Here is a 15,025-nt window from a genome sequence, read left to right as displayed (position 1 = left end):
AGGATTTCCACAAGCTTTTGTGGATAACAGGAACACTTGTTCTACTAAACTTTTCCTGTTATGATGAGGAAAAATATAGAAAGGATGTGTGACTAATGGCGCTGTTAACGGATGAGCTGCTCCTGGAATCCTACCAAAAAGCGACGGAGTTGCAGTTGGATCGGGAGTTTATCGCATTGCTGTTAGCAGAAATCCACAAACGCGAATTGGAGCTGGCCGTGTCGTCCATCGTGCATTAAAAATGGGACAACTTATTCACAGCTTGGATGTACCCCGAGTTATCCACAACTTTTAAGGCGCTTGCCAAGCGTTCACATGATAAATATAAGCTTCATGACAATGCGGACATTGAACGACATGTTCGCAGCCGGACGGAATGCTCGCGGAAATCGCGGAGGTGTATTGATCCGCCGAACCGTAAGGGCTGTAAGGCCCGACGTAGTCTTCTTTCCGTCCGGCGTTCTCCAGTACGTGTCCGCAATCGGGACAGGTGGCGGTTAATGGCGCCAAGCCGTTGCATAGCGGGCATATAAATGGCAAAGGGTATCTCTCCTTTACGGCAGAATATTCCGTATAGGTAAGATACCCTTTTGTTTGCAATCTCATGTACGGATTACAATTTCATGTTGCTGCTGTGGCCTGGAGACAGTTTGGCGTCCGGGTCGATATACACCTTGGCGTTGTTGACCGCGGTTGGCGCTTCGCCGAAGCCGACGGCGATCAGATCGAGTTTGCCGGGATATGTCGTAATGTCTCCGGCGGCAAAAATACCGGGAATCGAGCTTTCCATCCGCGAATCGACGACGATTGCGTTGCTTTCGATGTCGAGCCCCCATTCGGCGATCGGTCCGAGCGAGGAAACGAAGCCGAAATTGACGATGACGTCATCGACGGCGATCTCCTGGGTTTCCTTGGTTTTGACGTCGGCCAGAGTGACGCGTTCGATACGCTCTCCGCCGTGCAGCGCGGCGATTTCCGTCGGCGTGATCACATGCACGCGGGAGTTCATTAGCTGCTCCACGCTGTGTTCATGAGCGCGGAATTTGTCCCGGCGGTGAATGAGCGTCACTTGCTCGGCGATCGGTTCAAGCATGAGCGCCCAGTCCACGGCGGAGTCGCCGCCCCCGCTGATCAGCACTTTTTTGCCGCGGAACCGGTTCATGTCGCTGACGAAATAATGAAGGTTCGTTTTCTCGAACGCTTCGGCGTTTTCGAGCTCCAGCCGGCGCGGTTCGAAGGCGCCGACGCCAGCGGTAATAATGATGGCGCGCGCCTGATGCACGTCTTTATCGGTCGTTACCACGAAATGGCGTTCGTCCTTCTTTTCGATTTGCAGCACTTTCTCCTCCAGCCGGATATCCGGCTGAAACAGCTTGAGCTGTTCGTTCAGGTTGTTGATCAGCTCCTGACCGGTGATCTTGGGGAAACCGGCGATATCATAAATATATTTCTCAGGGTAAAGGGCAGCAACCTGCCCCCCCAGTTGAGGCATACTTTCGATAAGTTTGACGGAAGCCTTTCTCATTCCTCCGTAAAAGGCGGCGAACATGCCTGCAGGACCCCCGCCGATGATCAGCAGGTCGGTAAAATCACCGCTATTGCTTTGGGATGACACGGATCAAACACCTCCAGATGGTTTCTCTTTTATAAATGTCATTTCTACTTTATTATAAACGCCCCGCTTCGACTTGCAAAGGAAAGGGCGGGCAGGCCGAAAAACGTCAAGAAAAAGGCGGAAAGTCCCGCAATGGCGCGCAAATTAAGACTTGATCTTTTATGTAAAAGCCGATATTATTCAAATGTATGTACATTTATATGTGACGAAAAAAGTACATTTATGAAAAATACTGCTCCATTGTTTTGATATTCATACAGACAACGTTTAAACTTATTGTGACAAATGTCGCAAAATTTACAAATAAAACGGCCAAAATTAGATAGAGGCTATTTTTTTATTTGAATATACGTGGATAGAAGCTTTTCTTATGTGTGAATTTTCACATTAACATCATTGGGTTAATAAACAAATATAGAGTGCTTACATTTGGAAGGAGAACAAGTTCATGAGTACCATACCGAAGATCGTGATTCTTGGGGCGGGTTACGGCGGTATTCTAACCGCGCAGCGTCTGCAGAAGGAATTGAACTATAACGAAGCGGACGTTACCCTGGTCAACCGTCACGATTATCATTATTTTACGACCCATCTGCATATGCCCGCGGCGGGAACCGATTCGATCGATCGCACCCGCGTGGCGATTTCCAAGCTGATCGATGAATTCAAAATCGATTTGGTGAAATCCAATGTTCAGGAAATCCGCCTGGCCGATAAGAAAGTCGTGCTTCAGGACGGCACGTTGTCATACGATTACCTTATTATTGCGCTTGGCGGCGAACCGGAATCGTTTGGCATTCCGGGGCTGACGGAATACGCGATGACGATCCGCAGCATCAACTCCGTACGGTTGATCCGGCAGCATATCGAATACCAGTTTGCGCTGTACAAATTGGATGAAACCCGCACCGACCGCTTGAATTTCGTGGTGGGCGGCGCCGGGTTCAGCGGCATCGAATTCGTGGCCGAGCTGGCCGACCGCATCCCGCGGCTGTGCAAAGAATACGACGTCGATCCGAACCTGGTCAATGTATACAATGTGGAGGCGGCGCCGACGGCGCTTCCCGGGTTTGATCCCGAACTGGTCGATTACGCGATGGAAGTGCTCCGCAAAAAAGGCGTCCAGTTCAAAATCGGCGTGGCGATCAAGGAATGCACGCAAGACGGCGTGGTTCTGGCCACGGGCGAAGAGATCAAGTCGGCCACGGTGGTTTGGACCGGCGGGATCCGCGGCAACCGGCTGATTGAAGCGGCAGGCTTCGAAACGGCCCGCGGGCGCGTAAAAGTCGACGAGTATTTGCGGGCGCCGGGACATGACAACATTTATATTATCGGCGACAACTCGCTGTTTTTTAATCCGGAGGGCCGGCCGTATCCTCCGACGGCGCAAATCGCCATGCAGCAGGGCGTCACTTGCGCGCAAAACGTCGTAGCTTCGATCCGCGGCAAGGAGATGAAGAAATTCGTATTCAGCCACAAAGGAACGGTGGCTTCCCTCGGCAAAGGCGAAGCGATCGCTTCGGCGTTCGGCAAGAAATATAAAGGCTGGGTGGCGGCCCAGTTGAAGAAACTGGTGGATATGCGTTACCTGTTTATTATCGGCGGCATTCCGCTCGTGCTGAGAAAAGGCAGATTTTTCTAAAATGCGCCACTGCAGCGTGCAGGTGCGCGGACTATTGACCCGGGAGGAGCTGGACCGGTACAATGCGCTGATGGAGGTCGGCTCCTTCCTCGAGTCGCAGCAGCGCTACGACTTGTCGTATACGATCCAGAAGGAAGTCGATATCCTGATCCTTCCGGCGATCGAGCGGCTGAAGGAGAAAAGCCGGGACCGCGACCGGGCGACGGCGGAATTTCTCGAATCGCTGAAATCCGGGGATGAAGATGCATAGAAGGAGGGCGTGCTCGTGATGTTAAAGGGCGCGCCTTTTTTTTCGTCCGGGACTTTTTGAGCGGCCTCTTTTTTATGTTTGGACGACGAAATGCAAAGGTGCATTTCATTTGGCCGAATCCCCCTTTCGGAGGCTAACGGACTGCAAAAGTGCAGTTGAAAAGCACGAAATTGTAAAAATATGGTCGTGTAGGCGGAGATGAACTGCATTTTTGCATTTGATCGGCTATTTTGCGTATTTTTGGTGAGAAGGGACTGCACTTTTGCAGTTCTTAGTGGCAATGGAGGGAGCTAGCGGCTGGTACGACGAGGATAAAGGAAAAGGGATATGGGACGTAACGGTGAAACCGCCCGGAAAGCCCCATATCCCCCAGTATTCCTTTTTATAAATTACTTGTTACATCTTCAGCATTTCGTCAAGCAGTTCGGCGTTGAGCAGGTTGCCGACGAAAAAGCTGCCGAATTCGCCGAAGCGTGCGCTCACTTCGTCGAAGCGCATCTCGTACACCAGCTTTTTGAACTGCAGCGGGTCATCGGAGAACAGCGTAACGCCCCATTCCCAATCATCGAAGCCGACGGAGCCGGTGATGATCTGCTTCACTTTGCCGGCGTAACCTCGCCCGATCATGCCGTGGCTGCGCATCATGGCACGGCGCTCCTCCATCGACAGCATGTACCAGTTATCGCTGAGGTCGCGTTTTTTGTTCATCGGATAGAAGCAAATATGCTTCGCTTTGGGCAGAATCGGCTGCAGGCGGGCCATCACTTCCGGATTGGCTTTAGGGTCGCCGTCGCCGGAGCCCAAATAGTTGCTGAGCTCGACGACGCTGACGTAGGAATAAGCCTTTGTCGTATATTCCGCGAACGTCGTTTTATTAAAGGCCGTTTCCAGCGCGTTCAGCTCCTCCATCGTTTCCCGGAGATGCATAAACACGATGTCCGCTTTCTGGCCGACGATCGAGTAGACCGCGGTGCTGCCCGTTTTATTTTGCTCCATGTCGTTCCATTCCTGCAGAAAGTGATGCAGTTCCTCCAGGGCGCCGGCGCGTTCTTCGTCGTCCGCCGCTTTCCAGGCTTTCCAGTCGATCGTGCGGAAATCGTGGAGGGCATACCAACCATCCAGGGTTAATGCCGCTTCGTTCATTTATAATCACTCCCAGATCAATTTCTAAACGCTATCAAAAGTATGGAAATTACACTCCCCTTATTGTAGCGCATGGTTGGCGGACGGGGCAAATCAGTTCATCAATATTTCATCCAAAGTTCATTGCTTCGTTACATTTTTTCTAGTAAACTAACTACTAGCTTGAATTCGTGTGATTTATTTTATAGTTCGCATTTTGAACTACCGTTTCAATAAAGGTTCAAACAGTCAGGTTTGGAGCACCGAGAAGGTTGGATGAAGGAGGGAGTGAGTAGCGGAGCGTAGGAGGACCTACGTGAGCAACGGAGCGACCGACTGAATTCAAGATTCGACGTCGAATAGGCTCCCTGTTATTGCTTCGTGATCGAAAGATGACTTTTTGAACTACCTCTTAGAAGGGTGGGAGAACGATGGGCTGGCTCATCGTATTAATTCTGATGGTTTTGTTTTTCGTCATGATGTTCGGCATCGGTTTTATCTTGAACATGCTGATGAAAACGACGTGGTTTCCCGCATATATTTTCATTTTGGTCATTTTGCCGATCGTCGTGTACACCTTGTGGAACCATGATAAAAGCTTCGGCGTTTATTTGGCCTCGTTCCGGCTGGTCGATTACTTGACGGCGCTGGCCGGGCTTGGCGGAGCCATCCTCAGCGGGTGGACGATCCGCAAGCTGCGGCAGGCCGGATATAAGATGTTTTAAGGCAAGAAAAACTACCTCTAAACGCGGGCCGGGCTTCCTTGAAAAGTATGGCGGACGATACGCAGGAGAGAGGGGAAGAGGAATCCGCAGGTAAGGGACACCAGAGCCGTTATTTGCGGAAAAACGGAGGTTTGCAAAATATAAACGGACACAGCTGTACACAGCTGACCTTATTTACCTCACTAGCGTTGCATTAACTTTTGCTAAAGATTTCCCAAAAAAAGCTACCCGGAAATTTAACGGTTGCAGCAGCGGCTATTTTCCGAAAAAAGACCTTTTCTAAATTCTAACGGTTGTAAGCGTCGTTATTTGCCTGAATCTAAGCCAAAATAGCCGGATATCAGTGGAATAAGCGCTATGGCAACCGTCCCTCGTATTTAAGAAGTTTTCTCACGAATACTCACTTATTCGCAGGATTTCGCTACCTTGAAAAGCGAAGAGATGGGGGAGCTCCGGACAAAAAGCCGTGGTTTCTTGCAAAAGGGTGTGCAGGAACAGAAGTCGTGCATCTTTGCACTTCTCCAAAAAATGGTTTCCTGCACCCTCCACTCGGCCCCTGGAGGTTCACCCTCCCATGTCTCTACGGGTCTTCGCCCTTACATTCCTTCGTTGTACCTGTCCAAGGCGTGGAGACCGATTGCGTTTAAAAGATGGGTCATTTGCCCTTACGGTTGCGAAACTCGGTTCTGTGTTGCTTTCTTTGTTCGAATCCTGCGAACGAGTCAATCTTCGTATGACGACGGATTATCAGCCAGGCTCGGTTACGTCAATAGATTTAGGCTAGGCGACTCGGTGGACCGCTATCTCGGAGCGATACGGTTCCCCCTTCTGAACCATGCCAATGAGGATTCGAGCGAGTTTGCCGATTAACTTGGTGATTGAAGCCATCTTCTTCATTCCTTTCTTCAGGTTGTACTCATGCCATCGCTTAAAGTCCGGATGTTGGCCAACCAAGCCCAGCACGCCCAGGTAGAGATACTTGCGAAGCATGCTGTCCCCGCGCTTGGAGAGCTTGATCTGTCCTTTGAACTTGCCCGAAGTACGTTCCGCTAGATTCAGACCGGCCCGGCGCAGCAGTTGACGCCCATGGGCATAGTTACGCAAATCTCCGGCACAAGCCAGAAGGGCCGCGATCGTTATGGTTCCAAGGCCTTTAATACTTCGCAACTGCCCAGCTAGCGGAATACAGCCTAGTAACTTCTTGACTTCCTGCTCGATCTCCTCAAGCGACTTGACGGCATATTCATACGCATCCAGCAAACGCTGCAGGTCACGCCGCGCTTCTTCAAGTGCCTGTATATCGCCGATACTATGTGCAGCCACCAGAAGAAGCCGGGCGGCCTTCGCTTTGCCACTTACTCCGCCCGCACGTTTCATCCCTTGCTCACGCCAAGCTTCGATCACGTCATCCGTACGAAGACCCTGCAAGTCGGACGGCAACGGAAAGGCGCGGAGCGACGCCAGAGAACGCAAAACTGTCCAATCCGGGAAGACCGAACGGAATTCCGGAAACTTCAGATCGATCCAGCGGATAATGCGATTTCCCAGGCTCACCTGCTGCTTGACCCAAAATTCTCGATCACTCATAACCGCCTTGAGTCGTTTGAAAACAGCCGCCTCTGGCGTATAGTCCGTGTAGAAGCCTCGGCTAACTACGTCGGCAATGTTCAATGCATCCTTGGGATCGTTCTTGGACGGGCAATTGTCGCGATTTTCCTTATTACGATGCACTGTTACCGGGTTCACCAGTACCACCGTGATCCCTTGCTCCCGTAACCAATTCGCGAGATTGAACCAATAGTGGCCTGTGGGCTCCATGCCGACGATGAGTGAGGATAGATGGTGTTTGTCCTGTACGTCACACGTCCAGCGCAGAAGCTTCTCAAAGCCTTCCCGCGTGTTTGCGAACGACAGATGGCGTGGTGTCAGGACACGCCCCCGAAAATCGGTCACTTGGGCGGCATGAACATCCTTGGCGATGTCAATCCCGATGATCGCATGCTGCATGGTAATTCGTTCAATCCGTTGATTTGTGGTTTGAATTCGAGTAGACTTCATAGTAAGCGCCTCCTGATAGGTTTTAAGGGCTTTTGACCCGTCGACACCCCTATCATACGAGGCGCTCCTGTTTTTTTCAAAGACGAAATCTTAACCTACACAGGAATGTTTACAATTTGAAATCAACGTTTTTGGAACAAAATAACGCTTGTGGCAACCGTTAGAGCGTCCGTCCAAAGTTTAGAAGGTGGAGCCGAAATTCTCGATGCTTCTACTGATGGCTGATGGATGATAAAAGGAGGGAAGGGTTCTCGGGGTAAAAACCGAAAAGGGGGATGGATGTGGGGTGAAACCCCATACCCATTCCCCTCGCGAATCCAACGTATGGGATTGCGCAAGCAAAGGACCTCGCCGGCAGTGAGGTTTTTTTGCGCTTTTTGCGCTGGCCGTTAGTTCTTTTGTCCCATTTTCCATTTCTGGTATTCGAGGAAGTCCTTGAACTCTTTTTTGCTGACGCCCGAAGTCATCGCTTCCTGCACCAGCTCCCACCATTCCGGGTCAAGCAAGTCCTCCGCAGGGCGGTCGCCGTACAAGAGCAGGTGGATCGAAACGTTTAAAGCATCGGCGATCTTCTCGATGAAGGAAATGGAAGGATTCGTTTGAATATTTCGTTCGACATTGCTCAGGTAGGATTTTGCTACATCCGCTTTATCCGCAAGCTCGGACAAGGAATATCCCCGATCCTGGCGGATTTTCTGAATGCGCTCGCCAATACGTTCTGCCATGTAGCCGTCGCCCTTCTATCAGAATAATTTGATGCCATTATATCAAAATATACGTGATAGGACAAAGGCGTATAGTCGGAATTGCGTTAATTAAAGAACACCTTAACCCGAGAAGCGGGCCAAGGTGTTCTGCTTCGGTTTGACGGCTGAATTATTTGATTTCTCCTGCCCCCTGCTTCGCTTCGAACGTCCATTTCAGGTTCAAAGCGTCACCTTGGAATTCGTTTTGATCCTGGCCGTTATCCTTGAATTCGAAGTTGACGATCAGGTCGTCGGTATCGCCGGCTTTCAAGCCCCCATGCTCTTCGAACCAGGCCACCCATTTGTTTTCCACGGCGTCAGGGGCTTGATTTTGCAGGTCATACAGCGTGGTTTGGTAAATGACGGTTTCCTTTTTGTCGATGTTCTTCAAAAATCTAACGACGATATGTTTGCCGAAGTCATCCGTGTTTTCAGGAGCCCCCGGCTTATTCACAACCGTATAGGTCGTTTTCAGCAATACCTTGGCGATGTCGAGCGTGCCGTCGTTTTTCAGCTTGAACGTACGGGTGGCGGTATCCCCCGGCTTGAGGTTGCCCACGTCGATGATCGCCGTCGGATCGGCGTTGAGATCCAAGGTGCCTGCGGCGAACGTACCGGTCGTTTCCACGGAATCGCTAAAATAAGCGAACGTTCCTCCGCCGATCAAAGTCAATCCAAGCGCTGCAGTGGCTACTCCGAAACCCAATGTTTTTTTGATACCCATACAAAATTCCTCCCTTATTTTAATTGATTTTTTATATTGCATCCTTATGAAGTCATAAGGAGAGCAACCGAAAGTTAGAAACAAGCGACTTACTGTGTTATGGGGCCTTGGCGTCCGGTTGGGATGCGTTCGGGTCCGGCTTCTTGTCTTCCAGCGCCGAAATGGCTTTCCATAAGGAGGCTAAGGCATACAGGAACAAAAGGGCCCCCGGGACGATCAACAGCGTGACATTCCCCAATTTCGTCCCGGCGAAATTGAGAACGTATCCTGCATAAGGGACGTTAAAGCCGGTGTAAACGCCGGTGACATTGGCCGGATCAACCGGCTCCAGGTCGGGGGCATCGTTGTTGTCTCCTTTGGTCCGGTAAAGGACCTGACCGGTTAGCTCATTGCGGGCGACTTCGACGATGCGGTGGGTGATCAGTTTCTGTTCGTCCGCCCGGAAGGTGATAACATCGCCGGCGGCCAATCGGGTCATGTCGCCTCCGGGCTTAATGGCCACGATGGAACCGGTGGGTATGGAGGGTTCCATTGAGCCGGACAGTACCGTTTTCAACTGATAACCGTAGAAATTCGGTTCGTTGCCGGACATTTTCGACATGACGGCTGAGCCGGCCACGGTAAAAAAGGCAGCCGCCATCAGAACCGTCAGCGCATTTGCCAACCATTTTCGAATCCGCATGACTCATCCACCGCCTTTCTGATCATTTGCGGGAGAGGGAGAGGCGTCGGCACCGGCATCGGCATCTGCGGAATCCGCCTGGCCAGGCCCATCTTGATCCAAATTTTGGCCGCCGGGTTGCCCGCCTTCGGCCGGCGCGCCATCTTCGGAAGCCTGAGCTTCTTCGGGCTGCGCAGGACTTGGGCCGGCGGCAGACTGTTCCGGTTGAGGCGGCGATGATTTGTTCGCATGCGAATCGTTAGGATCGGCGGATTGTTCAGCGGAGGAGGGAGGTTCGTCCCCGTCGCCGCCTTCGCTATCCGCAGGAATCCGTACATCCCCGTTGCCGCTCTCTTCAGCCGTCGGAGTCTTCTCGTTGCTGGCCTCTCCAGCCGGCGGAGTCTCCCCATCGCCGGTCTCGCTAACCGTTGGGATATCCCCCTCGGCCGGCGTTTCATCTTTTACCGCTTGTTTGTCTCCCGGCGGAGGCGTTTCGCCATCGCTCGGGTTCCCGGACCCGTCCGGGGCGGCCGGTTCCTCCTCTCCGGCTTGCTCTTCTTGTTTGGCCTGCTCTTCCTGCAGCTGCTTCTGCCGCTCGATTTCCGCCGGCCGCTGCGCTTCCGCCTCCGCCAACAGCTGAGCTCTCTGTGCCTCCAAACTGGAGATGTCGGCGGTCAGACCGGCTATGGCCGACTGCAGGGAAGCTTGTACGCTTTCAAAATAAGCGAGCAACTCTTCTCCGGCGGGATCCCCATCGATAGCGATCCGGCCATCGAAAAAGGCAGCGGTTGCATAGCTATCGGCCGCAAAGCCGCCGGACGTCAGCGATCCTAATTGGTGGACGGAACGCAAGTAGCTTAGGATTTCTTGCAGCGTCCCGCTTAACGAGCCTGAATGTAATCCACTGCGCTCCAAAAGGTCGGTGATCCGGTCCAGCAGCGTCGTTTGCGGCAGTTCGGCGCAATTCGGCTCCAGCTCGTTCAGCGAGGTTAGCAGTTCATGAACCGGCGCGGAGGCGGCGGCAAGTTCCCGCTGCAGCTCCTGCCAAATGGAGTGATTCAAGGCCTTTTGCTGCTCCAACTGCTGAATCATGGCGTTCAGTTCGCCGATTCGCGCCGACAGGCCGGCCGCGGCCGCCTCCAACCGGCTGCCGGCCTCGAATTCGTTTGTTCCTTCGCCGCCATCGTAAACCAAATCGGTAGCGGATGGATTATAGGCAGGAGAGGTCACGGCAGAGCCTAGCAATCTTCCTTTTAACGAAGCGGCCCGTTCAAGGTGTTCAGCCAACAGCGACAGTTGGTTTTCAATTTGGCTGGGGAATACCCGGCATGCCTTAATTTCCGAATGATCCTCGCGTACGCTGGTGAATTCCCCGAAGGTGGTGCCGACTTGCTGGGAGGTCCACAATAGCAAGGTAGAAAAAATCAATCCGGATTGCAGCGATTTCACCATCTTTTGTTTCTTCCGGTTTTTGCGCCGTTTGCGGATCGCGCCGGTTCGGGATCTTCGCAGAAAAGGTTCCTCCTTTCCAAGGGGGTCGGCTCGTTCGTTAATATGTTCTTTATTAAGAACGAATTCCGTGACTCAAATATACACGAAATTCCCAAAGAAAGGAAACCCGCGAATTTGCTCGATTGTTCTCAATAATGAACAACTATCTTGAATTATCTTGGTATTATGCCCGTTTACGTTTATTATTTATAAATTTCGTTCTTTGTTAAGAACAAAACTTTGTTTTGATACTTGCATCAGTGAATTTACTGAAATTGACAACAAATGTAACGATTAAACAATAAAATATAGCTTTTTCCATCAAATTTACGTGCTTGGCCTACGCGGAACGACATACTTTTCAGATCGGGGACATTATAATAAGAACTAAGGAAGCTTTCTGGCTGAAAGCCCGTAATCCATTGGCACAAAGTCTCAGATCTAAGGTAGAGACACTAAAATGGCTGGTCTGTCCGGGGACAAGCCTAAATAATGATCTTAGGAGGGGATTGTTGTTGAAAAAATCCGCCCAGGTTATTGTTCGTGACCGGTGCCCCGGGGAAATCGACCCTGAATGGGTGGTTCTGCTCGCCATGGCCAAGGATGCGGGGATATCCATCGAGGAGGTTCGGCGCTTTTTGTCGGGGGAACGATCAAATTATGCACAATGGCATTTATATCATAAATAGCTCCGAATAGAGAGCTGGAGAATCGTCCCCCGAGCGGAGCGGGACGGTTCTTTTTTTCGGCGATTTTTGTTCGGAGGCAAAAAGGGGCGTAAAACGCGGCGCCAGCGCGGTGCGAGGGGAAAAACGGCGATTTTTGTATGCCAAGGGCGATTCAGGGCGAAGCCTTTTATGCTAAAATAGATAAAGTCTATTTGTGCGTGAGAGGGAAGGGGCGATAAAGCCGTGCGCATGAACAACATGCTGCATTTTACCGAAAATCACCGTTACTGCGTATACCGCGACTTCAGTCTCAGCCCGGTGGACGGAAAGATGCTGGCCATGATCTACCAGCCGATGGTCGGGGCGTTTGCCGTGGCGTTGTACCGGCTGCTGGCGGAACAGGTTCCGCTGGAGCAGGTCGGTTATTCCAGGGTCGAGCAGCAGCGGAGGCTGTTCCTGACGCTGGGGGTGGACCCGAGCGAAAAGGGGAGGAAGTTCCTGATCGAGCAGGCTTCCAAGCTGGAGGCGGTCGGCTTGCTGCAGACCAGCCGCCTGTACGTACCGGACAGCGACGATTATATGTACGAATATGAGCTGCAGGCGCCGCTATCGCCTGCGGAGTTTTTCAGGACCCAGCATCTGACGCTGCTGCTGCGCGACAAAATCGGCAAATTTGCCGTTCTGGCGCTGCGGGAACAGCTGTTCAGCAATGAACCGGAGGCTTGGGCAGGCGTAACTTATAACAAAGAAAATATTTCCGTGCCGTTTTACGATATTTTTGAGCTGAATACGCACTCGATCGATTACGAGCTGGAGCAGGCGATCGCCGAGACGTCGATCGCCCGGCAGCCGGGCGTGCTGCTGGGGCCGGAGGAAGAGGCGATCAATTACGCCGACATTATTCTCCGGTTTCCCCGGGAGTCGCGCAACCGCCCGTTTGTGGAGGCGCTGCGCTTTGACCCGGAAGGCATGGGGATCGTGAATTACATCGCCCGCAAGTACGATTTAGGCGTGCAGGACATCTGCCGGCTGCTCGACGAGGACGGCGTGTTTGATCCGGCCGGAGCCATCCTGCTGGACGAATTGCAGTACAGGGCCAATTTGCAGTTCCGGCAGGGAAAACGGCGCAAGGAGGCGCGTGAGGTTGCGTACGGCAAAATCGTCTCGCTGCGCGGGGGAGAAGCGGCGGGTTCGGCGGCCCAGTCCATCAGCCATCCGGAAGAGGTGGCGGTGCAGATGGAGTATTACGTGGATGTTCCGCCGCAGTTCCAGAGCAAATGCGATGTTCATCAATACAATATGATGCTGCGCAACGAGCCGTATACCCGGCTATTGAAGACGTTTTTTCCGGGGACGGTGCCGGACAACCTGCTCGATATTTTTGAAAAAGTCGATTTGAACTATAAGCTGCCCGGCGAAGTGATCAACGTACTTATCCATTATTTGATGTCGCTGTTAACCTCCGGCGGGGAGCAGCGGATCAACCGCAATTTCATCGATGCGATCGCGGCGAATATGCTGTTGAAGCAGGTCGACACTTATGAGAAGGCGGTTCAATATATCAGGGACCAGGCCAAGGTCAAGGACAAAGCGGCCGGCAATGCGGCGGCGGCCGGGGGCGCCAAACGGGGAAGATCCTACGCCGGCCGGAGCGCGAAGCCGAAGCCGGAGATTCCGATCGTACAGCAGTCCGGGGATGACCAGGCTTTGTCCGAAGAGGAATTTGCCGAGCTGATCAAGATGGCGGAGCAGATGCAAGCCAAAAAGCAAAAAGGGATATGAATCATAACGGGGCCATGGGGGCCGGGGAAGGTGAATGCGACATGGAATCGCTGGGGGAACTGCTGTCGCAAATGAAAAGCTCGCAGCTAAGGCAGCGCTCGGAGGAACTGGCCGCGAGACTCTTGAACGATCCGCTGGTCTGGGAGCTGCGCAGCAGCCATCCGGAGCTTGAACAGCAGCAGCTGATGCGCGGCATGGCCAAGCTGTATCAATATGTGAACGACCGCCGGCACTGCGAAAACTGCCCCGGGCTCGCGAACTGCCCGAACGATTTTCCCGGGCATTATACGAAGCTGGCGGTGGAGCAGCTGGGCGGCAAGCCGGAGCTGGTGGATCTGCAGGTGCCCTGCGGCAAGCAGCTGCAGTATGAGCGGGAACTTTCCGTGAAAAAGCGGATCCACAGTTTTTATGTGGATGAACGGGCGCTGGAGGAAGGCTACAGCGAAGTGGAAATTATGTCGAAGGACAGCTTGCGGGCTCCGGCCGTTGCCCAAGTGTTCCGTTACATCAACGAGATTAGGGAACAAGGCCTGAAGCCTAGGGGGCTGTACCTGGAAGGGCATTTTGGCACGGGCAAAACGTTCCTGATGTGCTATCTTTTGCACGAGCTCGCCAAAGAGGGATATTCCGGGGCGATTGTGTATATGCCCGAATTCGTGGAAGAGCTGAAGTCGATGCTGCAGGACAGCGACAAGCTGCGTGAAACGGTGGAGATGATGAAGCAGGTGGATCTGCTCATTTTTGACGATATCGGGGCGGAAAATTTGAACCCTTGGGTGCGCGATCATGTTCTGGGTTCGATTTTGAATTACCGGATGAACCGCAAGCCGACCTTTTACACGTCGAACTATTCGCTGAACGCGCTGGAGAAGCATTTAAGCTTCACGAGCAAGGACGGGGAAGAGGCCCATAAAGGCCAGCGGCTGATGGACCGGATCGCGCCGTTCGTGGAGGTCGTCCAGGTTCGCGGGACGAATAAGCGCGGGCGGTCTTGACGGGAAGCTTGGCAGGGGACGCGGATTAAACGACCGCGGCTCGGGGCCGAGCGTTAGGTGAACGGCCGCATCTTGGCCGCATCTGGCGAATTTTGGCCGCATCCTGGCCACATCCATGGAGGTAGCCTTGTCGACCCCGGACCGGATGCCTGCCGCTAAGCGCCGGACGAGCCATAAAACGACTGGGGCTTCCATCCGCCAAAGTGCACTTAGCTTACCGCCGCCGTGGGATGCGGTCCACGTTTGCTGAGGCCGCGGAGCTAACGGTAAAAAAGGGCGCTATTTTCGCCAAGGTAAGGGCTTGGCATAAAATAGCGGAATTTTTTTCCTCTATTTTTGCCGGATGGGGGGAGAAAGGCGTTTTTTTCAAGCCCAATTAGAAAATAGGGACCGAAAGTTCCGCTATTTTCTAAGCGAGCGGCAGCACCGCAGAAATAACGACATAAATTACCGCTATTTCCGGGAGGGGCCGGTGCCTTCCCGAACATCGGCAAAAAACCGGACTTCCTTCGGGAAGTCCGGTTTTTTGCCGCCGTGCCGTGCCGT

General features: G+C 52.7%; 16 protein-coding genes. 7 read left to right on the top strand and 9 right to left on the bottom strand.

Annotation, left to right across the window (positions count from 1 at the left end; genetic code table 11):
• The first annotated feature begins 95 nt into the window (after positions 1–95).
• Positions 96–239 carry a sporulation histidine kinase inhibitor Sda gene (locus tag NYE69_RS29410; RefSeq protein WP_328271334.1) on the top strand — a complete coding sequence of 48 codons (144 nt, stop codon included), beginning with the start codon at positions 96–98 and terminating at the stop codon, positions 237–239.
• Positions 240–291: 52 nt separating this feature from the next.
• On the opposite strand, the gene NYE69_RS29405 is transcribed toward NYE69_RS29410, so the two are convergent.
• Entirely contained in the window at positions 292–540 is a 249-nt protein-coding gene (locus NYE69_RS29405; protein WP_036620096.1) for a hypothetical protein, read from the bottom strand.
• Positions 541–613: 73 nt separating this feature from the next.
• A complete protein-coding gene (locus NYE69_RS29400) occupies positions 614–1,615 on the bottom strand; it encodes an NAD(P)/FAD-dependent oxidoreductase (RefSeq protein ID WP_036620099.1) in 1,002 nt (333 codons plus the stop codon).
• 448 nt (positions 1,616–2,063) lie between these two features.
• On the opposite strand from NYE69_RS29400, the gene NYE69_RS29395 reads away from it, so the two are divergent.
• Positions 2,064–3,257: an NAD(P)/FAD-dependent oxidoreductase gene (locus NYE69_RS29395; protein ID WP_036620102.1), complete on the top strand. Its 1,194-nt coding sequence runs from the start codon at positions 2,064–2,066 to the stop codon at positions 3,255–3,257.
• Position 3,258: 1 nt separating this feature from the next.
• Positions 3,259–3,507, top strand: coding sequence for a hypothetical protein (locus tag NYE69_RS29390; protein WP_328271333.1), 249 nt, complete (start codon positions 3,259–3,261; stop codon positions 3,505–3,507).
• 396 nt (positions 3,508–3,903) lie between these two features.
• On the opposite strand, the gene hemQ is transcribed toward NYE69_RS29390, so the two are convergent.
• Positions 3,904–4,650, bottom strand: coding sequence for a hydrogen peroxide-dependent heme synthase (gene hemQ, locus NYE69_RS29385; protein ID WP_036620113.1), 747 nt, complete (start codon positions 4,648–4,650; stop codon positions 3,904–3,906).
• 410 nt (positions 4,651–5,060) lie between these two features.
• Here hemQ and NYE69_RS29380 point away from each other — a divergent pair, with 410 nt between their 5' ends.
• Entirely contained in the window at positions 5,061–5,354 is a 294-nt protein-coding gene (locus NYE69_RS29380; RefSeq protein WP_036620114.1) for a YuiB family protein, read from the top strand.
• Positions 5,355–6,134: 780 nt separating this feature from the next.
• Here NYE69_RS29380 and NYE69_RS29375 read toward each other — a convergent pair.
• The 5 genes from NYE69_RS29375 to NYE69_RS29355 form a co-directional block, all read right to left on the bottom strand.
• A complete protein-coding gene (locus NYE69_RS29375; protein ID WP_326045729.1) occupies positions 6,135–7,412 on the bottom strand; it encodes an IS110 family transposase in 1,278 nt (425 codons plus the stop codon).
• Between the two features lie 389 nt (positions 7,413–7,801).
• Positions 7,802–8,137: a helix-turn-helix domain-containing protein gene (locus NYE69_RS29370; protein WP_036620116.1), complete on the bottom strand. Its 336-nt coding sequence runs from the start codon at positions 8,135–8,137 to the stop codon at positions 7,802–7,804.
• A 151-nt stretch (positions 8,138–8,288) separates the two neighbouring features.
• Positions 8,289–8,882, bottom strand: coding sequence for a TasA family protein (locus tag NYE69_RS29365; RefSeq protein ID WP_155619593.1), 594 nt, complete (start codon positions 8,880–8,882; stop codon positions 8,289–8,291).
• A 97-nt stretch (positions 8,883–8,979) separates the two neighbouring features.
• Entirely contained in the window at positions 8,980–9,564 is a 585-nt protein-coding gene (gene sipW, locus NYE69_RS29360; RefSeq protein WP_328271672.1) for a signal peptidase I SipW, read from the bottom strand.
• Between the two features lie 3 nt (positions 9,565–9,567).
• Entirely contained in the window at positions 9,568–10,995 is a 1,428-nt protein-coding gene (locus NYE69_RS29355) for a hypothetical protein (RefSeq protein WP_230877003.1), read from the bottom strand.
• 554 nt (positions 10,996–11,549) lie between these two features.
• Here NYE69_RS29355 and NYE69_RS29350 point away from each other — a divergent pair.
• The 3 genes from NYE69_RS29350 to dnaI all read left to right on the top strand — a co-directional run bounded on the left by NYE69_RS29350 (position 11,550) and on the right by dnaI (position 14,479).
• The gene (locus NYE69_RS29350) at positions 11,550–11,723 is read left to right on the top strand and encodes an anti-repressor SinI family protein (protein ID WP_082207686.1); all 174 of its coding nucleotides are present in this window, start codon (positions 11,550–11,552) and stop codon (positions 11,721–11,723) included.
• Between the two features lie 222 nt (positions 11,724–11,945).
• The gene (locus NYE69_RS29345) at positions 11,946–13,484 is read left to right on the top strand and encodes a helicase DnaB (RefSeq protein ID WP_328271671.1); all 1,539 of its coding nucleotides are present in this window, start codon (positions 11,946–11,948) and stop codon (positions 13,482–13,484) included.
• A gap of 41 nt (positions 13,485–13,525) precedes the next feature.
• A complete protein-coding gene (gene dnaI, locus NYE69_RS29340) occupies positions 13,526–14,479 on the top strand; it encodes a primosomal protein DnaI (protein ID WP_155619655.1) in 954 nt (317 codons plus the stop codon).
• A 260-nt stretch (positions 14,480–14,739) separates the two neighbouring features.
• On the opposite strand, the gene NYE69_RS29335 is transcribed toward dnaI, so the two are convergent.
• On the bottom strand, positions 14,740–14,973 hold the full coding sequence (locus tag NYE69_RS29335; RefSeq protein ID WP_340929513.1) for a hypothetical protein: 234 nt from the start codon (positions 14,971–14,973) through the stop codon (positions 14,740–14,742).
• Positions 14,974–15,025: the final 52 nt, after the last annotated feature.

This window comes from Paenibacillus sp. FSL R5-0527, from assembly GCF_038008055.1.
Lineage (GTDB): Bacteria > Bacillota > Bacilli > Paenibacillales > Paenibacillaceae > Fontibacillus > Fontibacillus macerans.
This window is presented reverse-complemented; position numbering and strand designations above follow the sequence as displayed.

What these genes read in the sequence shown, in the direction of transcription:
- sipW (WP_328271672.1), bottom strand. Translation starts at nt 9,564, where the DNA reads ATGCGGATTCGAAAATGGTTGGCAAATGCGCTGACGGTTCTGATGGCG.
- NYE69_RS29365 (WP_155619593.1), bottom strand. Translation starts at nt 8,882, where the DNA reads ATGGGTATCAAAAAAACATTGGGTTTCGGAGTAGCCACTGCAGCGCTT.
- NYE69_RS29370 (WP_036620116.1), bottom strand. Translation starts at nt 8,137, where the DNA reads ATGGCAGAACGTATTGGCGAGCGCATTCAGAAAATCCGCCAGGATCGG.
- dnaI (WP_155619655.1), top strand. Translation starts at nt 13,526, where the DNA reads ATGGAATCGCTGGGGGAACTGCTGTCGCAAATGAAAAGCTCGCAGCTA.
- NYE69_RS29375 (WP_326045729.1), bottom strand. Translation starts at nt 7,412, where the DNA reads ATGAAGTCTACTCGAATTCAAACCACAAATCAACGGATTGAACGAATT.
- NYE69_RS29410 (WP_328271334.1), top strand. Translation starts at nt 96, where the DNA reads ATGGCGCTGTTAACGGATGAGCTGCTCCTGGAATCCTACCAAAAAGCG.
- hemQ (WP_036620113.1), bottom strand. Translation starts at nt 4,650, where the DNA reads ATGAACGAAGCGGCATTAACCCTGGATGGTTGGTATGCCCTCCACGAT.
- NYE69_RS29395 (WP_036620102.1), top strand. Translation starts at nt 2,064, where the DNA reads ATGAGTACCATACCGAAGATCGTGATTCTTGGGGCGGGTTACGGCGGT.
- NYE69_RS29380 (WP_036620114.1), top strand. Translation starts at nt 5,061, where the DNA reads ATGGGCTGGCTCATCGTATTAATTCTGATGGTTTTGTTTTTCGTCATG.
- NYE69_RS29355 (WP_230877003.1), bottom strand. Translation starts at nt 10,995, where the DNA reads ATGGTGAAATCGCTGCAATCCGGATTGATTTTTTCTACCTTGCTATTG.
- NYE69_RS29390 (WP_328271333.1), top strand. Translation starts at nt 3,259, where the DNA reads ATGCGCCACTGCAGCGTGCAGGTGCGCGGACTATTGACCCGGGAGGAG.